The organism is Agrobacterium sp. (genome assembly GCF_032092815.1).
Taxonomy (GTDB): Bacteria; Pseudomonadota; Alphaproteobacteria; order Rhizobiales; family Rhizobiaceae; genus Agrobacterium.
Window position 1 is genome coordinate 5,068 of record NZ_DAMDBP010000032.1, and the last position, 20,856, is coordinate 25,923.

The 20,856-nt window shown below is 56.0% G+C and carries 24 protein-coding genes and 1 pseudogene; 18 read left to right on the forward strand and 7 right to left on the reverse strand.

What is annotated here, in order from left to right; all coding sequences use genetic code 11:
- The 3 genes and pseudogenes from RT613_RS17110 to rarD form a co-directional block, all read left to right on the forward strand.
- Nucleotides 1–81: pseudogene (locus RT613_RS17110) on the forward strand (GFA family protein); the annotation flags it as partial.
- A gap of 5 nt (nucleotides 82–86) precedes the next feature.
- Nucleotides 87–1,043, forward strand: a complete 957-nt coding sequence (gene pip, locus RT613_RS17115) for a prolyl aminopeptidase (RefSeq protein ID WP_313617256.1) — start codon at nucleotides 87–89, stop codon at nucleotides 1,041–1,043.
- Between the two features lie 122 nt (nucleotides 1,044–1,165).
- Nucleotides 1,166–2,077: an EamA family transporter RarD gene (gene rarD, locus RT613_RS17120; RefSeq protein WP_313617258.1), complete on the forward strand. Its 912-nt coding sequence runs from the start codon at nucleotides 1,166–1,168 to the stop codon at nucleotides 2,075–2,077.
- Between the two features lie 57 nt (nucleotides 2,078–2,134).
- On the opposite strand, the gene RT613_RS17125 is transcribed toward rarD, so the two are convergent.
- Nucleotides 2,135–2,755 (reverse strand): TIGR00730 family Rossman fold protein, encoded by a 621-nt coding sequence (locus tag RT613_RS17125; protein ID WP_313617259.1) that lies wholly within the window; start codon nucleotides 2,753–2,755, stop codon nucleotides 2,135–2,137.
- Nucleotides 2,756–2,912: 157 nt separating this feature from the next.
- Here RT613_RS17125 and RT613_RS17130 point away from each other — a divergent pair, with 157 nt between their 5' ends.
- From RT613_RS17130 to RT613_RS17150, 5 genes are all read left to right on the forward strand, one after another.
- Nucleotides 2,913–4,913 carry a LysM peptidoglycan-binding domain-containing protein gene (locus RT613_RS17130; RefSeq protein ID WP_313617261.1) on the forward strand — a complete coding sequence of 667 codons (2,001 nt, stop codon included), beginning with the start codon at nucleotides 2,913–2,915 and terminating at the stop codon, nucleotides 4,911–4,913.
- Between the two features lie 122 nt (nucleotides 4,914–5,035).
- Nucleotides 5,036–6,925, forward strand: coding sequence for an ABC transporter ATP-binding protein/permease (locus RT613_RS17135; RefSeq protein ID WP_313617263.1), 1,890 nt, complete (start codon nucleotides 5,036–5,038; stop codon nucleotides 6,923–6,925).
- A gap of 74 nt (nucleotides 6,926–6,999) precedes the next feature.
- A complete protein-coding gene (locus RT613_RS17140) occupies nucleotides 7,000–7,818 on the forward strand; it encodes a phosphatidylserine decarboxylase (RefSeq protein ID WP_313617265.1) in 819 nt (272 codons plus the stop codon).
- A gap of 23 nt (nucleotides 7,819–7,841) precedes the next feature.
- A complete protein-coding gene (gene pssA / locus RT613_RS17145; protein ID WP_313617267.1) occupies nucleotides 7,842–8,705 on the forward strand; it encodes a CDP-diacylglycerol--serine O-phosphatidyltransferase in 864 nt (287 codons plus the stop codon).
- A 175-nt stretch (nucleotides 8,706–8,880) separates the two neighbouring features.
- Nucleotides 8,881–9,021 carry a hypothetical protein gene (locus RT613_RS17150; protein ID WP_313617269.1) on the forward strand — a complete coding sequence of 47 codons (141 nt, stop codon included), beginning with the start codon at nucleotides 8,881–8,883 and terminating at the stop codon, nucleotides 9,019–9,021.
- Between the two features lie 59 nt (nucleotides 9,022–9,080).
- On the opposite strand, the gene RT613_RS17155 is transcribed toward RT613_RS17150, so the two are convergent.
- Nucleotides 9,081–9,713, reverse strand: a complete 633-nt coding sequence (locus RT613_RS17155; RefSeq protein ID WP_313617271.1) for a LysE/ArgO family amino acid transporter — start codon at nucleotides 9,711–9,713, stop codon at nucleotides 9,081–9,083.
- A gap of 311 nt (nucleotides 9,714–10,024) precedes the next feature.
- Here RT613_RS17155 and RT613_RS17160 point away from each other — a divergent pair, with 311 nt between their 5' ends.
- Entirely contained in the window at nucleotides 10,025–11,317 is a 1,293-nt protein-coding gene (locus RT613_RS17160) for a PleD family two-component system response regulator (protein WP_313617343.1), read from the forward strand.
- 52 nt (nucleotides 11,318–11,369) lie between these two features.
- Here the strand turns inward: RT613_RS17160 and RT613_RS17165 are convergent, their stop codons facing one another.
- The gene (locus RT613_RS17165) at nucleotides 11,370–12,131 is read right to left on the reverse strand and encodes an SOS response-associated peptidase (protein ID WP_313617273.1); all 762 of its coding nucleotides are present in this window, start codon (nucleotides 12,129–12,131) and stop codon (nucleotides 11,370–11,372) included.
- Nucleotides 12,132–12,176: 45 nt separating this feature from the next.
- A complete protein-coding gene (locus RT613_RS17170) occupies nucleotides 12,177–12,500 on the reverse strand; it encodes a YnfA family protein (RefSeq protein ID WP_313617275.1) in 324 nt (107 codons plus the stop codon).
- A gap of 130 nt (nucleotides 12,501–12,630) precedes the next feature.
- Here RT613_RS17170 and RT613_RS17175 point away from each other — a divergent pair, with 130 nt between their 5' ends.
- From RT613_RS17175 to RT613_RS17215, 9 genes are all read left to right on the forward strand, one after another.
- Nucleotides 12,631–13,311, forward strand: coding sequence for a glutathione S-transferase family protein (locus tag RT613_RS17175; RefSeq protein ID WP_313617276.1), 681 nt, complete (start codon nucleotides 12,631–12,633; stop codon nucleotides 13,309–13,311).
- 38 nt (nucleotides 13,312–13,349) lie between these two features.
- Nucleotides 13,350–13,796 (forward strand): NUDIX hydrolase, encoded by a 447-nt coding sequence (locus RT613_RS17180; protein ID WP_313617278.1) that lies wholly within the window; start codon nucleotides 13,350–13,352, stop codon nucleotides 13,794–13,796.
- Entirely contained in the window at nucleotides 13,793–14,236 is a 444-nt protein-coding gene (locus RT613_RS17185; RefSeq protein ID WP_313617280.1) for a TIGR02301 family protein, read from the forward strand. The genes RT613_RS17180 and RT613_RS17185 overlap by 4 nt, the downstream gene beginning before the upstream one ends.
- A gap of 106 nt (nucleotides 14,237–14,342) precedes the next feature.
- Entirely contained in the window at nucleotides 14,343–14,600 is a 258-nt protein-coding gene (locus RT613_RS17190; protein WP_313617282.1) for a hypothetical protein, read from the forward strand.
- Nucleotides 14,601–14,616: 16 nt separating this feature from the next.
- Entirely contained in the window at nucleotides 14,617–15,354 is a 738-nt protein-coding gene (locus RT613_RS17195; protein WP_313617284.1) for a hypothetical protein, read from the forward strand.
- Nucleotides 15,355–15,532: 178 nt separating this feature from the next.
- The gene (locus RT613_RS17200) at nucleotides 15,533–16,381 is read left to right on the forward strand and encodes a folate-binding protein YgfZ (RefSeq protein ID WP_313617286.1); all 849 of its coding nucleotides are present in this window, start codon (nucleotides 15,533–15,535) and stop codon (nucleotides 16,379–16,381) included.
- A 38-nt stretch (nucleotides 16,382–16,419) separates the two neighbouring features.
- Nucleotides 16,420–17,004, forward strand: coding sequence for an HD family hydrolase (locus tag RT613_RS17205; protein ID WP_313617345.1), 585 nt, complete (start codon nucleotides 16,420–16,422; stop codon nucleotides 17,002–17,004).
- Entirely contained in the window at nucleotides 17,001–17,519 is a 519-nt protein-coding gene (locus RT613_RS17210) for a tyrosine phosphatase family protein (protein WP_313617288.1), read from the forward strand. Before RT613_RS17205 ends, RT613_RS17210 begins: the two co-directional genes overlap by 4 nt.
- 138 nt (nucleotides 17,520–17,657) lie before the next feature.
- On the forward strand, nucleotides 17,658–18,482 hold the full coding sequence (locus tag RT613_RS17215) for a mechanosensitive ion channel family protein (RefSeq protein ID WP_313617290.1): 825 nt from the start codon (nucleotides 17,658–17,660) through the stop codon (nucleotides 18,480–18,482).
- A gap of 69 nt (nucleotides 18,483–18,551) precedes the next feature.
- Here RT613_RS17215 and RT613_RS17220 read toward each other — a convergent pair whose 3' ends face one another.
- The 3 genes from RT613_RS17220 to RT613_RS17230 form a co-directional block, all read right to left on the reverse strand.
- Nucleotides 18,552–19,370, reverse strand: a complete 819-nt coding sequence (locus RT613_RS17220) for an ABC transporter permease (protein ID WP_313617292.1) — start codon at nucleotides 19,368–19,370, stop codon at nucleotides 18,552–18,554.
- Complete coding sequence (locus RT613_RS17225) at nucleotides 19,367–20,155, reverse strand: ABC transporter ATP-binding protein (protein WP_313617294.1); 789 nt, start codon at nucleotides 20,153–20,155, stop codon at nucleotides 19,367–19,369. The genes RT613_RS17220 and RT613_RS17225 overlap by 4 nt, the downstream gene beginning before the upstream one ends.
- A 179-nt stretch (nucleotides 20,156–20,334) precedes the next feature.
- Nucleotides 20,335–20,856, reverse strand: a 522-nt coding sequence (locus tag RT613_RS17230; protein ID WP_313617296.1) for an ABC transporter substrate-binding protein, incomplete at its 5' end; no start/stop codon positions are given.

Here is a 20,856-nt window from a genome sequence, read left to right on the forward strand (position 1 = left end):
GATCAGAGCGTTGATGAAACGACCATCGTCTCTTTCCAGCATCCCGACCACGACACTGCAGTCTGGCCACCCAAGGAATAACATTCATGAGCAATGACCTTCGCACCCTTTACCCGGAAATCGAACCCTATGCCTGCGGCATGCTGGATGTCGGTGATGGCCACACGATCTATTGGGAACGAATTGGCACACCTGGCGCAAAACCGGCCGTTTTCCTGCATGGTGGGCCGGGTGGTGGCGTCAATGCCATGCAGCGCCGCATCTTCGATCCTGCGCTTTATGATGTCGTGCTGTTCGACCAGCGCGGTTGCGGCCGCTCGACACCACACGCGCATCTGGAAGCCAATTCCACCTGGCATCTTGTGGCTGATATCGAGCGTCTGCGTGAGATGGTCGGCGTGGACAAATGGCTTGTGGTCGGTGGCTCATGGGGATCGACACTGGCGCTTGCCTATGCCGAAACGCATCCCGAACATGTGAGCGAGCTTGTGCTTCGTGGCATCTACACCGTCACAAAGGCGGAAATCGACTGGTATTATCAATTTGGCGTCTCGGAAATGTACCCCGATCGCTGGGAAAAATTCATTGCGCCCATTCCGGAACATGAACGTGGCGATCTAATGCTGGCCTATCATCGTTACCTGACTGGCGACGACGAGGCCAAGAAGCTGGAATGCGCCAAGGCATGGAGCCAGTGGGAGGGTGCCACCATTTGCCTGATGCCCAGCGATGATCTTCTGGCCAAACACGGTGACGATACATTTGCCATCGCCTTTGCGCGTCTTGAGAACCATTACTTCGTGAATGCCTGCTGGCTTGAAGAAGGTCAGTTGCTGCGTAACGCTCACAAGCTCAAAGACATTCCCGCTGTTATTGCGCATGGCCGTTACGACATGCCCTGCCCGCTGAAATATGCCTGGCAGCTTTCCAAGGCATGGCCGAAAGCCGAACTGCATGTCATTGAAGGGGCAGGACACGCCCTGTCCGAACCGGGTATTCTCGACCGGACCATCCGCGCGCTGGACCAGTTCGCGGGCAAATAACGGCCTGAACCTTCGCAAGCTCGATGAAGCTTTGCTGATAGATGGTTCACTGAAATGAATTGGCTAATTCTGCCGGACTGGATTATTGCGATCTCAATAAAAAAATCCGGCAGGAAACCCCAATGGAAATCGAACGCATCACCCCCGCTGCACCACGCAGCGAAAGCACGCGCGGTTTCAGCCTTGCGCTGAGTGCCTATCTTCTGTGGGGCATTTTACCACTCTACATCAAGGCAGTGGCGCATATTTCACCAGCCGAAGTGCTGGCCCACCGCGTTCTCTGGTCCATTCCCATTGCAGCCGTCGTGCTGATTGTGCTCGGCCAGACCAAGGATATCAAGGCGGCCTTCCGTTCACCGCGCACCATCCTGCTTGCCTGCATGACTGCAACGCTGATTACCATCAACTGGGGCATCTATGTCTGGGCGATTGGTGCCGGTCACGCGATCGATGCGGCGCTGGGTTACTTCATCAATCCATTGTTCAGCATCTTTCTCGGTGCCGTCCTGCTGAAAGAGCGCCTGCTTCCGATGCAAATCGCGGCTATTTCTCTTGCGGCGGTCGCCGTCGTTATCCTGACTTGGGATGCTGGCACCATGCCTTGGGTGGCACTCGGCCTGACATGTTCATGGGGTTTTTATGGTTTTTTCCGCAAGACACTGCCGGTTGGCGCCAACCAGGGTTTCCTCCTTGAGGTTTTGCTGCTGAGCCCGGCCGCCGTTGCTTATATGATCTACCTTGCCATGACAGACTCAGGCCATTTCCTGGCCGACAACTCAACTGACACGATCCTGCTTTTGGTTGCTGGTGCCGTGACCGCCGTACCGCTGATGCTTTACGGCAATGGCGCCAAGCTGCTGCAGCTTTCGACCATCGGCATCATGCAATATATCGCGCCGACCATCGTGTTCCTGATTGCCGTGTTCCTGTTCAACGAACACTTCAGCACAGCCAAAATGGTGGCGTTCTGCCTGATCTGGACTGCATTGGTGATTTACACCTTCGCCATGCTGCGGCAGCTCAAAGGCCGCTAAAGGCCCATGCCTTTCCTGCCTTCAGCACGGTAGGAAAGGCATTATGTGAAATGTCGGTTATAGCTGAGAGATAACAGAGTTATCGCCATCCGGATTGGCCTGTGCAGCCGCCCGATCGATGATCGCCGGAACGATATCCTTGATCTCGTCGATCACCAGCGGGTTCAGCATATGGGCCCGGTGGATGAACCCTTCGTCGCGCATGTGGCGAATGAGTTCCAGCATCGGGTTCCAGAACCCGTTGATATTGGCAAACACCATCGGCTTGGCATGGCGACCAAGCTGCGCCCAGGTCATGATCTCGACGATCTCTTCCAAGGTGCCAACACCACCCGGCAATGTGACGAATGCATCTGAACGTTCAAACATCTTGTGTTTGCGCTCATGCATGTCCTTGGTGACGATCAACTCGTTCAATTGTCCGAGAGAATGGCGGGTCGCCTCCATATCGACAAGAAATTCCGGTATAATACCGGTTACTTCGCCACCATTGGAGAGTACGCCGCTTGCAACGGCGCCCATGATACCCTTTGTGCCTCCGCCATAAACGAGGCGAAGACCGTTATCGGCTATAGCTTTTCCAAGCGCGCGCCCGGCTTCCATATAGGCCGGATCACGACCTGGTTGGGAGCCGCAATATACGCAGATGGATCGAATCGGATGTTTTTCACTGGTCATGGATCGAAGGAACAATGCCTTTCGCCATCCGTCAAGAAAATATGGGTGAATGAATTGCCCGAAAACGCTGTTTTCCCTTGCAAACGCTTGTGTACAGGGGTGGAAAAAGCTAGCAATTCCGATTGATAGAAAAGAGATATATCCGGAGACTCAAAGGATGAAAAACAAACGGGCCGGCCTACTGGCGCTTATCGTGCTCGCGGTAGCGACGTTGCTCATGGTGTTCTTTGTGCTTCCACGGATATCGCAGGATGGCAAGCCGATTGGTGACGCCATCAACAATGCAGGTACGGCCGTCAAGGATGCCGTCGAACTCGGAGGCCAGAGTGCGTCCGATATTCTCAACGATGCGGCGGAAGAAACCACGAAGGTGGCCGACAAGGTTGCACGTCTTGCCGCTTCGGCAACGGATTCCATCAACCAGATGACCGGACTGTTCACCGATGGCAAGGTACCGTCTGACGCCGACTATGCGGCAGCGCGCACCAAGGTAGAAGCCGCCCTGAAAGAGCTTTCGGACGTCGACATTCCTGACACGCTTGATGACACCACATCGCGACTGATCACCACGGCCCGTGCGGCCGCCGAACGCGCCAGCACCTTCCTCACGGAACTGCCAGTCAGCGCCCGGGATGCAGCCGCCCGGATCGGCCGTCTGGCCGGCATTTTTGCAGGCACCGATGATGGTGCTCCGATTGCTCAGGAACCAGCACCTGCTGCAAACCAACAGTCGTCCGCCGACCTGCCGACCTTTGACGTGTTGCGTGTCGAGCCGGACGGTTCTGCCGTTATTGCCGGCAAGGCCAAGGCAGGTTCGACGCTTGAAATTATCAACAATGGTCAGGTCATCTCCAAGGCAGATATCGGCCAGAACGGCGATTTTGCCGCCGTGCTCGACAATCCGTTGCCTCCTGGCGATCACCAACTCGTTTTGCGCAGCACCGACAAGGATGGTACGGTCCTTCAATCCGATGAAATCGCTACTGTCTCCGTTCCCAAGGACAAAGCAGGCAATCTTCTCGCCATGGTGACAAAGCCGGGCAAAGCAAGTCGCCTGCTGACCCTGCCGGAGAGCACAGCGAGCGATGCGCCAGGCGCCGAAGTTGCAACGCAAACATCGGCACCGGCTGAAACCACTGGCCTGCCCGGCCTTCCTGCTGGCGCTGGCGAGGTTGCCACCCAGCCACCTGCAATTGGCACCACGGCACCATCCGATGCCACGACGAGCGAGAAAGCCGCCATTCAGGTCACAGCTGTGGAGTTTGAAGGCGACAAGATTTTCATCGCCGGTGCTGCACCAGCCGGCTCTACAATCCGCGCACTGGTTGACGACAAGGCAATCGGCAACACCACAACACAGCCATCCGGCAGCTTCGTTGTGGAAGGCACCATTGACCTTAGCGTTGGCAACCACACTGTCAGCACTGAAATGCTTGGCAGCGATGGCAAGGTTCTGGTGCGCGTGAACGTGCCGTTTGCCCGCCCTGCAGGTGAACAGGTTGCTGTGACAGTGCAGCCGGGTGCCGCTGCTGCAACCTCCACAGCGGCTGTCGAAAGCCCACTGAGCGACGCTTCGGTGTTCAGGAACCTGCGCGAAGAAGTGGCCAAGGCATTCGGCCTGCTGCAGGCACTTTATGCCGACGGCAAGACACCACAGATGGAACAGATGGTTGCGGCCCGTTCCGCCACGTCGTTTGCACTGAAGTCGCTGTCCGAGTTCCGGGCTGCGGCCTCCGCCGAAGCCGGCTTTGCAACATTCGTCGGCACAACGGCAAATCAGGCCAGCGAGATCGCCTCGGTGCTCGACAAGCTGCCGAATGATGTAAAGGCCGTGGGCAATGCCCTCTCGGGTCTGGCAACACGTATTGCCGAACTGACATCGACACCGGTTCCCGTCAGCAATGAAGGACCAAAAACATTTGAACAGGCGCCGCTTGCCCATAATGAAAATGCGATCATCATTCGCCGGGGTGACACCTTGTGGCAGATTTCCCGTCGCATTTACGGCCAGGGCGTTCGTTACACCACGATCTACCTTGCCAATCAGGACCAGATCAAAAATCCTGACCTGATCGAGCCCGGCCAGATCTTCGGCCTGCCTGAAAAGGCGCTGCCAAATGCAGAAGAGCTGCACCGCAAACGCTTGACCGGTGGCTAAGGGCGGTAAAATCCTCCAGTAGGATTGCAATCGTCCAATCCAGTACTTATTTCGCAACTGACGGCGGCTATAACAGCCGCCGTTATGCTGTCGGCCTTTCGGCAGTGGTCCGGAGCCAAGACATGCAGCAAGACAAGAAAAAAACCATATCCGCCGATGCCAGCAATCCTATGCAGACGCTGGTGAACCTGTGGCCCTACATGTGGCCGCACGGCAGGACCGACCTCAAGATGCGGGTGGTCTGGGCAACGCTTTTCCTTGTCGCGGCCAAGTTGGTTCTGATCCTTGTGCCCTATTTCTTCAAATGGGCAACCGATGCCCTGAATGGCAAGCAGGATGCGACCAGTCTGTTGCCAGTGTTTCTGCTGGGGGCTGTCGCCCTTGTCATCGCCTATAATTTTACCCGCCTGTTACAGGTTGGTCTCAACCAGCTGCGCGACACGCTGTTTGCCAGCGTCGGCCAGCATGCGGTGCGCCAACTGGCCTACAAGACCTTCGTGCACATGCACCAGTTGTCCCTGCGTTTCCATCTGGAGCGCAAGACGGGTGGCCTTTCCCGCATTATCGAACGCGGTACGAAGGGCATCGAAACCATAGTTCGATTTACGATCCTCAACACCGCCCCAACCTTCATCGAATTTCTGCTGACTGCCGTTATCCTGTGGTGGACTTACGGATTCACCTATGTGCTGATCACGGTCATCACCGTGTGGGCCTATGTGTGGTTCACAGTGAAGGCCAGCGACTGGCGCATCGGCATTCGCCGCTCGATGAATGACAGCGACACGGACGCCAATACCAAGGCCATCGATTCGCTTCTGAATTTTGAGACCGTCAAATATTTCGGCAATGAAGATATGGAGGCGCATCGTTTTGATGGTGCCATGGCACGCTATGAAAAATCCGCGACCGCCATCTGGACCTCGCTTGGTTGGCTGAACTTTGGCCAGGGCGTGATCTTCGGCATCGGCTCGATGGTGATGATGGTCATGTCGGCACTGGCCGTGCAGCGCGGCGAACAGAGCATTGGTGATTTCGTGTTCATCAACGCCCTGTTGCTGCAGCTTTCCGTGCCATTGAATTTCATCGGTTTCGTTTATCGCGAAATTCGCCAGGGACTGACCGATATCGAACAGATGTTCGATCTGCTGGAAGTCGAAGCTGAGGTTACCGACGCACCCGACGCCAAGTCGCTCATCATCGGCAGTGGCGCGATATCCTTCAAGGATGTGCATTTTGCCTATGACCCAGACCGGCCAATCCTGAAAGGCATTTCCTTTGACGTGCCTGCCGGCAAGACAATTGCGATTGTCGGTCCGTCAGGGGCGGGTAAATCGACCATTTCGCGCCTTCTCTACCGTTTCTATGACATACAGGATGGCGCCATCACCATTGACGGACAGGATATCCGCGACGTTACGCAGAAAAGCCTGCGTTCGGTCATCGGCATTGTGCCGCAGGACACGGTGCTGTTTAACGACACGATTGCCTACAATATTCGTTACGGTCGCACCTCAGCCGCTGACGGTGATGTGAAGGCTGCCTCCGATGCAGCGCAGATCAGTGGTTTCATCGAACGGTTGCCTGAGGGCTATGACACGATGGTCGGCGAACGCGGCCTGAAACTGTCTGGCGGTGAAAAGCAGCGTGTGGCCATTGCCAGAACCATTCTCAAGGCTCCGCCCGTCCTCATTCTCGATGAGGCGACCTCGGCGCTCGACACCAATACCGAACAGGAAATCCAGAGCGCGCTCGATATCGTTTCGCAAAATCGCACGACGCTGGTGATTGCGCACCGCCTGTCCACCGTCATTCACGCCGATGAGATCATCGTGTTGAAGGATGGCTGCATCGTTGAGCGCGGCACGCACCCCTATCTGATCGCAGCCCATGGTCTCTACGCCTCGATGTGGGATCGCCAGCGCGAAGCCAACCGTGCGGAAGAGCGCTTGCGGCAGGTGCGTGAAACCGATGATCTGGGCATTGTGAACCGCGGCACACCAGCGCACTGACAGGGGCAGATATTCCCTGTTATCCCCGTCTTATCGCGGGTGGAGCGCACACAAACCGTTGATGCTTTCGTCTGATGCATTGCCCAGCCGGGCTTTTGCCTGTAGTCAGCAAGGGTCTGGTTTGGCGTGCACGTTGGAAACATCGATGCTTCCGGGCGGCATGCAAGAACGATAAAAATCGGAGAAAAAGACCTATGAACCTGTTCGATACCATTCGTAACACCATCGTCCCGATCCATAAGGAAGGTTACGTTTTCGTCGCTGCCTTTTTCGTGGCTTCGCTGGTGCTAGGCTGGATTGCCGAGCCGCTGTTCTGGGTCGGCCTCGTTTTGACCCTGTGGTGCGCCTACTTCTTCCGCGACCCTGAGCGCGTTACACCGCAGGACGATGATCTCGTCATCAGCCCCGCCGACGGCAAGGTTTCCGCAATCCAGATGGTTGTGCCACCGCATGAGCTGGAGCTTGGCAAAGAGCCAATGCTGCGCATCTCGGTGTTCATGAACGTGTTCAACTGCCACGTAAACCGTGCGCCGGTTCGCGGCCGCATCGTCAACATTGCCTATCGTCCAGGCCTGTTCCTCAATGCCGAGGCAGACAAGGCCAGCGAAGACAATGAGCGCAACGGTCTTGTTATCGAGACCCGCCACGGCCAGATCGGTGTCGTGCAGATTGCCGGCATGGTCGCACGCCGTATCGTGTGCTGGGTCAAGCCGAACGAGCCTGTGGATGCCGGTGAGCGTTTCGGTCTCATCCGTTTTGGTTCGCGCCTCGATATCTTCCTGCCGTCTGGCACCCAGCCACGCGTGTCTGTTGGCCAAACAGCGATTGCCGGTGAAACCGTGCTTGCAGAATTTGCTGCGACCAAGGGTCCAGTCATCAGCCGCCGCAACTGACGCATAACTGCAAGGACGCCCTCATGGAAACGCCTACTCCCGCAGAACCGGTAACGAACGGCAAACATGAGAATGGGCAGGACAATGCCCGCGGCCCACGGCTGCGCGAAATTCCCATGCGGCTGGTCATTCCCAATCTGATTACGGTACTGGCAATCTGCGCGGGCTTGAGCGGCGTTCGCCTTGCTTTCGAAAACCGCTTCGAGTTGGCAGTCGGCATGGTTCTGCTGGCCGCCTTCCTCGATGGTATCGACGGACGTGTGGCCCGCATGATGAAGGCCACCTCCAAATTCGGCGCGCAGATGGATTCGCTCGCCGACATCGTCAATTTCGGCGTTGCACCGGCGCTTGTTCTTTACGCATTCATGCTGGACCAAGCCCGCAGCATCGGCTGGATTGCCGCCCTGATCTACGTCATTGCAGCGGGCCTCAGACTGGCACGTTTTAACGTCATGATCGAACGTGAAATCAAGGCACCCTGGCAGAACGAATTCTTTGTCGGCGTGCCCGCCCCTATGGGCGCGCTTTTGGTCCTGCTGCCGGTCTATCTCGGTTTTCTCGGCATGCCGCCAACGTCACCCTTCTCCTATGTGGCCAGTGCCTACACGGTTTTGATTGGTTACCTGCTCATCAGCCGTTTGCCGGTCTGGTCGGGCAAATCCGAAACACGCATTCGACGCGACATCGTTCTGCCGCTGATGCTCATCGTCGTGCTCTATGTGGCTCTGCTGATGAGCTTTACCTGGGAAGTGCTGGCCGTCACCGTCGCAGCCTACCTCGTCTTCCTGCCGTTTAGCGCCCGCGTCTGGCACAAACGTTACGGCACTTTGACTATTGAAGAAGACAGTCACGGTGATAATGGTGATGGTCTGGACCGCGGTATCTGATCGCTGAAATCAGTACTTGTGATTGAAGATTGGCAGCATCTGCGCACGATTTGTCGCAGGCTGCAATCTTCAATTGATTTGTATTCGCCTCGAATTTGTCATGATTGGTCATGAAACAACACGGCAACGAATCTGCCTGTTATCAAGATCAAGAGATTATTCGAGGAGCGAGACAATGAGTGAAAACAAGACTGCCCCAAAGACATCAAAGCCAGACCTGAACAGCCATTACAAGCCACTGGGCCTCAAGGCCGTTGCCGCCGCATCGATGATGCAAAAGAGCAAACCAGCCCAGGCATCGGTCAAAAAATCCTGACCGAAAGCCGGAAGCCCGGCTCACTCTGGTGAGCCAGTGTTTGCTTCCCGCCAGACCTTTTACAGCACAGACTGATTGACGAACCGTACCAGAAGGCTGAGCGCCAGCAGGCTCATGATCACGCCGATGATGGCATCCAGCACACGCCATGCGGATGGACGGGCAAAAAGCGGCGCCAGATAGCGGGCGCCGTATCCCAGCGAGAAAAACCACACGAATGATGCAACAACCGCCCCTGCGCCATAAGCCAGACGGGCGCTGCCCTCATAAGCCGCTGACAGGCTGCCGAGCAGCACCACCGTATCAAGATAAACATGCGGATTGAGGAAGGTGAAGGCCAGGCAGGTCATCACTGCTGCACGCAAACCCAGACCACGGGAATTGCTCGCCTGCATGGCACTTGGCTTCAAGGCCCGGCGAAATGCCAGAAAACCGTAGCAGGCCAGAAAGATTGCGCCCCCAAGCGTGACGACGGCAATCAGCATTGGAGACTGTGAGACGATCGTCCCCAGACCCGCCACGCCGGCTGCAATCAGCAAGGCATCAGACAGTGCGCAGATCAGGCACAGCAGGAAAACATGATTGCGAATAAGCCCCTGCCGCAGGATGAAGGCGTTCTGGGCGCCGATGGCAATAATAAGAGAACCACCCAGCAGGAAACCGGCGAGGCTGGCAGACAGTAAGGACGGCATATTTCTGTTTTCCTGAAATTCATGCGGCAGGCATGGTTGCGTGGTGCAAGGGGATGCGTCGCGGCCCTGCAGATGCGCAATTATTGGTTTGGCGGTACCATTATCAAGCCCGGATGCGCCCGGCTTTCAAAATACGCTGCGAAATCGCATATAAGATTTGGAAAGTGCTGCGACCTTTGGTCCGTATTAAGTTATCCTAAGATATTGGTAATCCACCTGCATTATCTGACTCGCAAAGAATAACGGTCAAGGGGAACGCAATGTCTTACGTACGGGATAACCGGCAGGCGCACTATACTGACGTGAACTCCCTGCCCCATAAGATTTTGCTGGTCGAAGATTCCATTGCACTGTCGATGTTGTTGAAACAACGGTTGGAAGCAGAAACCGGCGCCGAGGTCATTCACTGCGACACGATGAAGTCTGCGACACAGCTGATTGGCGATCATGATTTTACGCTAGCCTTGACCGGTCTCAACCTGCCAGATGCGCCTGACGGAGAAATCCTCGACCTGCTTTCGGCAGGTCGCATTCCGACGATCGTGTTTACCGCGACATTCGATGAGGCGGCACGCAAACGGTATACAGAAAAGAAAATCATCGATTACATCATCAAGGATGGTCACCGCACCGTGGATGCGGTGATCAAGACGGTTGACCGGATCATCACCAACCGGCTGTTTTCCGTGCTGGTGGTAGATGATGCGCGTTCTGCCCGCTCCGGGCTGGTGGAAATCCTCCAAAGACAGAATTTTCGCGTCATTGAGGCACGCAGCGGCACTCAGGCGCTTGAAATTCTCAAACAGGACGAAACGATAGAGCTGGTAATTACCGATTATCACATGCCCGACATGGATGGTTATCAGCTGACACGAAAGGTCCGCGAATATCGCAGTTCCGAAGACCTGCGCATCATCGGCGTGTCCTCCTCCACCGACCGGTTGTTGTCGGCAAGTTTCCTGAAAGCCGGGGCGTCAGACTTCATCTACCGGCCATTCGTGCTGGAAGAATTGCAGTGCCGCATCGACAACAACATAGAAACGCTGAAGCAGCTGAAACGTCTGCGCCACCTCGCCGAACGCGATCATCTGACCAATCTGCCCAACCGCCGATCATTTTTTGAAAAAACCAAGGTGATGATGACCGACTTGCAGAAAAGCAAGGCCAAGGGCGCACTCGCAATCCTCGACATTGATCACTTCAAAAAGATCAATGATACCTATGGTCACGACGCCGGCGACCGGACGTTAAAAAACATTGCCGCTTTGATTGCCGGCATGTGCGAAAAGAGCAAACACCTGCCTGCCCGTATTGGCGGTGAGGAATTTGCCATTTTCTTGAAAGATCTCGATTCTGGCCAGGCCCGTGCGTTTTGTGAAGACTTGCGCGAGGCAGTGGAAGGGTCCGGCGTGCAACTGACCGGCACTGAAATTTCCGTCACCATTTCCTTGGGCGTGGTCGAAATCGAAAAGAGCGAGCCCTTCGACAACCAGCTCAATGCCGCCGACCAGCTTCTCTATATGGCAAAAAGCAATGGCAGAAACCGGGTATTTGCCGACCTCGACATCCTTCAGGGTTTCACCGATCTCGCCAAGACGCATTAAATGGCGATCTGACAGTCCAAGAACCAGCACCCCTGCCTCTGGCTGCCCCCCCTTAGAACAACGACATTTGGGGATTGTCTGCTTCGGGTTTGTTTTTCTTGGTTGGCAAAACTTCTTTGACTGGCTCGATCAGGTCAGGTCCGAGATTCGCGACCTTGTTGACCTTGTCTGACACCGGGATGGCCTCGAAAAAATCCTCGTCAGTTGGTACCATCAGGTCAGCCACTTCACGCGGCTCCTGTGTTTTGCAGTCCAGCCATCGGCTGAAGTCTTCAGGATTGATCACCACGGGCATACGGTCATGGATGCGGCTGATCGACCGGTTGGCTGATGTGGTAAGAATGGCAGCCGTATCGACCTCGGAGCCATCGGCCGATGACCATGTTTCCAACAGACCGGCAAAGGCGACTATACCGCCTCGTTTCGGTTTGATGAAATAGGCCTGCGGTTTACCCCCCTCATTCTTTTCGGGACGGCGCCATTCATAAAAACCGCTGGCTGGCACCAGCACACGACGGTGGCGCATGGCCGCCCTGAACGATGCCTTGCCGATGGCGGTTTCGGCGCGCGCATTGATCAGCAAAGGAAAATCAGTGGGGTCTTTCAACCAGCCGGGCAACAGCCCCCAACGCGCCAACACGGCCTGCCGCCTCGGCAGATTGCTCCCCGGCTGCGATGCGTCTGATTCCACCACCACCAGGATCGGTTGGGTGGGGGCAATATTGTAACGCGCCGGAAAATCCTCCAGTTCGAGAAGGCTCAGAAACTCGGCGAGTTCGTCGGGTGTTGCCAGCAACACAAAACGTCCACACATGCGATTTCCTCCAGCAAACAGTTTTACGGCATCGACACAAGTGTATCAGCCACGCGGCCCGAACAGAATGAGGCTGGCACCCGCAAGGCAGACAATACTGCCTGCAACGTCCCACCGGTCAGGCGACTGCCCTTCCACACCCCATAACCAGAAGAGTGAGGCAATGATATAAATGCCGCCATAGGCCGCATAGGCGCGACCTGCCGCTTCTGACGGCACCAGAGCAAGCAGCCAGGCGAATGTCGCAAGCGACACCATACCAGGCAGCAGCCAGAGGATGGATTTATCGAGCCGTAGCCACGCCCAGAAGGTGAAACATCCGGCAATCTCGGCCAAGGCTGCGGCAACATAGAGCAGATAGGTCTTCATTGTTTTGGTTTTCTGCCGGATGGCGCCTCATGCCACAGGAAAGACATAGTGATTCCCTGCATATGATAGCGGTTCAGGACTGGAGCTGAAACAACCCACTCCACATGTCCAAATGCGAGGAAATCGTGCGATGACACTGATGCTGCATATGCACCCGCTTGCCTCTTTCTGTCACAAGGTGCTGATTGCGCTTTATGAGAACGGGACAGAATTTGAAAAGTCGGTGATCGACTTTTCCGATGCCCATTCCACTCAAAAACTGACCGACCACTGGCCAGTCGGGAAGATACCCGTGTTGGAGGACCAGCGCCGTAATCATGTGTTGGGCGAGACCAGCATCATCATCGAATATCTGCAACAGCATTATCCCGGCGAGGTCAGGCTTTTGCCAAGTGCGTCAGATGCACAGTTGGAAACACGGTTGTGGGACCGGTTCTTTGACCACTATGTCAGCGTGCCCATGCAAAAGATCGTCACGGACAAGATCAGGCCGCAAGGCAACCAGGATGCTTTTGGGGTGAACGAGGCGCGCCAGACGCTGAACACAGCCTATGAGATGCTGGAGCGACAGCTTACCGGCAAAATCTGGATATGTGGAGAGCACTTCACCATGGCGGATTGTTCTGGTGCGCCTGCATTGTTTTACGCCTCCATCGTGCACCCGATCGGCACGGACAAACCTGCGCTGGATCGCTATTTCGAACGACTGATGCATCGCCCTTCGATAAAACGTGTCATCGCCGAAGCCCGGCCATGCTTTTCGATGTTTCCGTTCCATGAGTACATTCCAAAGCGCTTCCTGAACGAATAAGATCCCTTCCGATAGTCATTCCATACAGCAGGTTCTTCATGCAGCAGCCACGATCCGCCTCATCCGCCATCGTCACACGCGGTGACCGCATGTTGCTGGTACGGCGCAAGAACCCGCCATCTGCCGACATGTTTGCCTTTCCCGGCGGCAAGGCGGAACCGGGAGAGACACCCGCCGAAGCGGCATTGCGTGAGTTGCAGGAAGAGACGGGTATCGTGGCGCGCAATCCACAGCTTTTTGCGACCTATGACCTGAAGCCCGAAACGGCCAGCGGCCCTGCCTCCAGCCACTATTTTCTGTCGGTATTTCTGGTTGAGGCAGACCATATGGCAGAAGCGGTTGCCAATGATGATGCCACCGATCCCGGTTGGTTTACGGTGGATGAAATCCGCAACTTGCCTGTGCCGCCAAGCGTTCTGGAGTGCTGCGAACGGGTCGCGAAGCAATTGCACTCCCTCCAGAATCGCTCCATGACACCACAATGAGCAAACCACGGTTCCGACGTTCAGCCTTGTCTGCATTTTGCGCAACCCTGTTTGCTGCAACGGCTTCCCTTGCCCAAACGTCGGCGCCATCCACACCTCCGGCGGCACCGGGCGCATCGGGAAACGCTACGACCTCGACGGCCTATGACGACAAGCTGTCGCGACTGGCGGAGGTCACCGGCGCCGTGCATTACCTGCGAAATCTTTGCCAGAAGGATGCCAAGGAGGACTGGCGCAAGGCAATGGGCGATCTTCTGGCGGTGGAAACGGCCAACGAACCGGAGCGACGGCAGAAACTGACGGCTGCCTTTAACCGCGGATATCGTTCATTTGCCGCAGTTTACACCGAATGTACGCGGTCGGCGGTGGTCGCTGAAGAGCAATACCGTAACGAAGGTGCAACACTCGCGTCAGAAATTGCTTCACGGTTCGGAAATTAGGAATTAATTAACCTGTTTTTACCGCAACCCGTGCCGTTTTGATAAAAGGCTGTTAGTGTTGTTAACGAGGTGGTAAGACTTGAGCCGTCTCGACGAGGAAGAAAGTATGCAAGAAAGCCGCAACGACATCGCCGACATGATTGTTCACGAGAAGATGCAGGTCGCTCTGGAACACCAGAACGAAGCATGGGCCGACGGTATGGCCGACGGCATCGAACCGGAAATCATTGCCGACGCTGCCATTGCACTGGCCATGCGCGAAACCATTCGCCTGCATGGTGAGGCTGGTGCAGAAGCCATGCTCGAATCACTGCGCCAAAGAATGCTGGCAGGCGAATTTTCCCCAACCCGCACCATCCAGTAAAACGGAGGGTAGCATCATGACGTTTCGTGTGAGGGAAGACCTGACGGGCCTTTCGGCTCTCGTGCTTGCTGCGATGCTGGTATCGGCGCAACCAACATTCGCGCTTTCGGAACTCAAGCATATTCCAGATCAGTCCAGCAGCGAGAGCGCACAGGGCGCACCGCAGGCGGCAGAACCGGATGCCGTTGAAGGTGATTCGGAAGGCATTCCCATGCCAAGCCCACTGATCGACAAATCCGCTGGCGCCAACAATCAGGCCGCCGGTGAAGCGGACGAAGATCCACCAATCGTTTCTGATATCCAGCACGACAACAGCAAGGCCCCTGCCGCTGTGCAGCGTCTGCGTCAGCTGATCGTCGAGGCTGCCGCCACCGGCGACATTGAAAAGCTGCGCCCTCTGGTCAATCCCGGTCCCAATCAGGCCCAGATTACCGGTGATGACGGCGACGATCCGATTGCCGCCCTGAAGGCCTTCTCCGGTGATCCGGATGGTTTGGAAGTTCTGGCGATTATCCTCGATCTTCTGTCGACCGGCTATGCCCATATGGACGCTGGCACGCCAGAAGAAATGTATGTCTGGCCCTATTTCGCAGGCAAACCGCTCAGTGAGTTGTCGGCACCGGAAAAGGTTGAGCTGCTGCGCATCATCACAGCAGGTGATCTTGCAGATATGCAGGAATATGGGACCTACAGCTTTTACCGCATTGGCATTACGCCAGACGGTCAGTGGAAATTTTTCACCGCCGGCGACTGAGTTGCAGCGCTGAACCTTCGCCATAATCTGGCCGTCACGGCTTGCCGCTTGACGGTTCAGTGCCTAAATCCCTGATAGCACGCCCTGCTCTGCAAACACCGACCTGTTGCGCTGACGGTAGTCAGGGCGGCTGGATATGGTTATGCATCAGACAAGTCACCTCAACAGGAATACATCAATGGCTTCCGCCTTTTTACCGCAGCAGCGCCAGATCGAGATCACAGGCAAAGACGCACAGGAATTCCTGAACAATCTGATCACCACCGATGTCGAGACCCTGCAGCCGGATGAGGTGCGCGCGGGCGCGTTGCTGACACCACAAGGCAAGATCCTGTTTGATTTTCTGGTGTCGCGTCACGAACACGGTTTCGTGCTGGAAACGGACAGCAGCCAGTTGGACGCACTGGTGCGCCGCCTGACCATGTATAAGCTGAGAGCCGCCGTCGACATCAAATCTGGTGCACAAGAAGGCATCAGTGTTTTCTGGGACAACGAAACACCAGCGGCTGCAAAGCTGGACAGCCGCTTTGCCAAGGCGGGCATTCAGCTTTACCGGCTGGCGGGTTCATCTGCGACCGGCTCGGTTGACGACTATGATGACTTGCGCATCACTGCGGGCGTGGTGCACTCCGGCCTCGATTACGCGCTGCAGGATGCCTTTCCGCATGATGTCCTGATGGACGTCAATGACGGCGTTTCCTTCAAGAAGGGATGTTTTGTCGGGCAGGAAGTTGTTTCGCGTATGAAACATCGCGGTACCGCACGTCGACGTGTGACGATCGTTGCAGCAGACAGCACCCTTCCCGCCAGCGGCACCGAACTGACCGCCAACGGCAAACCCCTTGGCACGCTCGGCACGGTCTGCGGCAACAAGGCGCTGGCCATCGTGCGCATTGACCGCGTGGCAGAAGCAGTTGCAGCGAACACACCTGTCCTGGCTGCAGACATACCGGTTACGCTGTCTCTGCCACAATGGAGCGGCCTTGCCTTCCCGGCAGTCGAACCGACAGCTGGCGCGGAGGAATAGAGGTGGCTGCCAAGCTCAATGCCCGTGCATGGCAAAGGATGCTGTCTGGCAGACGCCTTGATCTGCTTGATCCCTCGCCGCTTGATGTGGAAATTGCAGACATTGCCCATGGTCTTGCCCGTGTGGCGCGCTGGAACGGCCAAACACGCGGCGACCACGCCTTTTCTGTTGCGCAACACAGCCTGATCGTTGAAGCGATCTTCAGCCGCAGCAGCGAAGCAAGCCCCGATGAGATGTTGATGGCGCTTTTGCATGACGCACCGGAATATGTGATCGGCGACATGATCTCCCCATTCAAATCAGTGGTTGGAGGTGGTTACAAGTCGGTTGAAAAACGGCTTGAGGCAGCCATTCACTTGCGTTTCTCCCTGGCTCCTCACCCTTCCAATCATCTGAAAGACCGGATCAAGAAAGCAGACACGATTGCCGCCTATTTCGAAGCGACAGAACTTGCCGGATTTTCCATGGCGGAGGCCAAGAAGTTTTTCGGTCAGCCACGTGGCATCACCCGTGACATGCTTTTGATCGACCCCTTGCCAGCGGTTGAAGCGCAGCACCTCTTTATCGAGAGGTTCAACGCCATCGAAGCGATGCGCACAACACAGACTAATGGTGCTGCATGACCGCGATTGTTGTTTCGCCACTTGGCCGGATTGCCGAAATGGCTGTGCGCCACAAGGCACGCGAGATGGTCAGCCTGCTGGCTGAGAAGCAGGACTTTCATCGCCCTGCCGTGATCAGTGCCGAGCGCCATCTCACACTTGCCATGAATGACATCAGCTTTGCCGGCACCGGCAATCTGATTGCTCCGCAGGACGCCCATATTCAAAATCTGATCGATTTTGCCAAGGGTTGGGACCAATCCGCGCCGCTGCTCATTCACTGCTGGATGGGTGTATCGCGCTCCCCGGCCGCTGCGGCCATCGTATCGCTGGCGCTCTATCCCGAGCAGAATGAACAGGATCTGGCCACCCGGTTGCGCGCAGCATCCCGTTATGCGACCCCCAATTCGCGGATCATCGAAATTGGTGATCGTCTGCTGAACCGTGAAGGCAGGCTGGTTACCGCTTTCAAGGCGATTGGCCGCGGAGCGGATACAGATGGAAATGTTCCCTTCGTATTGCCACTTCACGACTGATCACAACAGACGACGGGTTTAATCGGCGAATGTGCACCCTCGCCCTTCGTAAAACACACCGCATTTTCGTCGGAACCATTTCCAATCTCTGCCGTTGCCATTTTGAATATCCAGGCAACAGGGCATTAGATCAATTTCATGGAACAACAGGCTAATGAATTATTTGTCGCGTCACAGGCGGCTCTCGGTCAGGCAAGCGCATTGCTTGTGCAATATTCTTTCTCGATCGTCGGGGCATTATTGCTTCTATGTATTGGCTGGCTGGCGGCATCTTTTCTGCAACGTTGGGCGTTTGAAGGTCTTTCACGCATTCGCGGTTTTGACGAAACGCTGGCACGGTTCTTCTCCGGTGCCATCCGTTATGTGATCCTCATTCTGGTGATCGTGATGGTGATGGGCCAGTTTGGAGTCCAAACGGCTTCCATTCTCGCTGCGCTTGGTGCGGCAGGTCTGGCCATTGGCCTTGCCCTGCAGGGTACACTGCAGAATATTGCAGCGGGTATCATGCTTCTGGTGCTGCGCCCCTTCCGGGTCGGTGAATATATCGAGACCAATACCGTTAATGGCACAGTGATCGAGATTGGCCTGTTTGCAACCGAGCTTAAAACCAGTGAAGGGCTTTACCGCCTTGCACCAAACTCAACGCTCTGGAACGTGCCGATCACCAACTACAGCCGTTTCCCATCGCGCCGTCACGAGCTAAGCGTTACTGTACCTAAGGGTGAAAGTCTTGCAGAGGCACAGGAAACGCTGATGAATGTCGCACGCTCCAACAGCCGCGTGTTGCTTGAACCAGCCCCCATCACGTTCATCGATTCCGTCAGCGGAGACAGCGCGACTGTGAAGCTACGCTACTGGGCACGCAGCGAAGGCTGGTGGGCAACAACCCGCGACATGACCAAGGCCATGAAGGTGGCATTTGATGAACGCGCCGAAGTGACGGCACCACAGCCAGCCGAATGACCGGCAGATAATCCAACCAGGAAAGGCCGATTTCGCAATCGGCCTTTTTTATTGTCGTCAATTTCTGGCTCATTGCCCCATGGTGGAGCGGTGCGCCCATCCGGTCATGCGCCTTTCAAGCCAGGCCATCACCGCATACATGGCGATACCTTCAATCGCCAGCATCAGCAGACCGGCAAATACCAGCGGCACGTTGAACTGGCTCTGCGCCGAACTCATCATGTTGCCAAGGCCATAATTGGAGGCGACGGTTTCAGACACGACCGAGCCGACAAAAGCGAGCGTGATCGCAATTTTCAGCGAGCCGAAGAAGTACGGCATGGAGCGGGGAATACCCACTTTCAGCATGATGTCCATTTTCTTCGCGCCGAGCGCCCGCAGCACATCTTCCGTTTCCGGTTCGATGGTTGCAAGGCCCGTGGCAACATTGACCACGATCGGAAAAAAGGAGATCAGGAAGGCAGTCAACACAGCCGGCACCGTGCCGATGCCGAACCAGATGACCAGGATCGGCACCAACGCCACCTTCGGAATGGCATTAAAACCGATCATCAGCGGGTAGAGACCGGCATAAATGGTCTTTGACCAGCCAATGAACAGGCCAATCGCCAGACCGGCAACCACAGCCAGAATGAAACCGAGTGTCGTGGTATACAGCGTCTGGAGCGAGTTTTTCCAGATTGGCGACCAGTACTGGACAATGGCCTGAAATACACGCGTTGGTGACGGCAGGATGGTCGGTGGCATATCCAGCGCCTTGACCAGCAGTTCCCAGGCCAGGAACAGCGCCAGCGTGTAAAGCCAAGGTGCAGCCTTCACCCAGTTGACCCGGGCAATCAGCGGTTTTGGTCGTTCTGCTGGAACCGATGCTTCAACAACCGCACTCATGCTGCCACCCTCGCCTTCGCAATCTCACCATGCAACTCATGCACCATGTCGTTAAATCCGTGCTCATACATCAGGTCCAGTTGCCGTGGCCGGGCAAAGGGCACCGTATGCTCCTTGAGAATGCGGCCGGGTCGTGCAGTCATCACAAAAATCCGGTCTGCAAGAAACACGGCTTCGCGCAGATCATGGGTAACAAGAATGATGGTAACGTTCTGTGCGGCATGCAGGTCGCGGATCACACACCACAGCTCTTCACGGGTGAAGGCATCCAGCGCGCCGAACGGCTCGTCGAGCATCAGCAACTCAGGCTCATGGATCAGTGCGCGGCACAGATTGGCGCGCTGCTGCATGCCACCGGAAAGCTGCCAGGGAAACTTCGAGCCAAACCCTTTCAACCCGACGATTTCCAGCAGGCGTTCCGCCTTGGCGACATATTCCGCCTTGTGCGCACGCAGGCGATGACGGTGTTTTTCCACGATCTCCAGCGGCAGCAGAATGTTTTCCAGCGTCGTTCGCCAGGGAAGCATGGTCGGGTTTTGAAACGCCATGCCAACAATCGATACCGGTTCGGTGACCTGCTTGCCGGCTACAACCACATTGCCCACCTGTGGAATATGGAGGCCGGTGACCAGCTTCATCAGCGTGGACTTGCCACAGCCCGAAGGTCCGACCACCGCTGCAAATTGCCCTTTTTCAACGGTGAGGTTCAGACCTGAAACGGCAAGCGTGCCTGCTGCGCCGCCATAACGCATGTCGACGTTATCGATTTCAACCAGATGAGGCATTTCCCCGTCCTTATTATTGTAAAACCTTGAAAATCCGCCACGAGGGCCGGATTGCTGACAGGCACCACCCTTGCCCGTCTTACCCACTGTGCCCAGCCGGAGATCACTCTCGGCCCATACATCAGTGTCGGGTTATGCCCGGGAAAATCCGGGCATAACGACGTTCGTTAGTTTGCCGATCAAGGCAGCATGCGCTCTTCCTTGGCAGGCAGATAGCTTGCGTCAAAAACCTGCTCTGCCTTGACGTTGCCCTTGAGGCCGAGCGAGATTTTCAGCGTATCGATGGAAGCCGCCAGACGGGCCGCATCAACGCCACCCATGCCGTTTTCCACCACGTAAGGTGTCTTGATGTTCATGGCATTGGCCATGTTGAGGCGCTCGAGCTCAATGTCGCTATTGAGGGTTTCGTTGCGGGCGAGAACGGCAGCGACACCTTCTTCCGGGTTGGCAACGGCATCAGCGAAACCCTTGGCAAGCGCCTTGAGGAAGCCCTTGACGGCTTCAGGATTTTTCTCTGCGAAATCAGTGTTCACCAGCACCGAGTTGCCATAGAGATTCAAGCCGTTTTCAGCCATCAGAATGGTGGCGATATCATCGTCGGAAATGCCCTGCGCCTTGAGGTTCAGGATCACCGAGAAGGCAAATCCGAACACGGCATCAACATCACCCTTGGCCAGCATCGGCTCGCGGACCGGAAAACC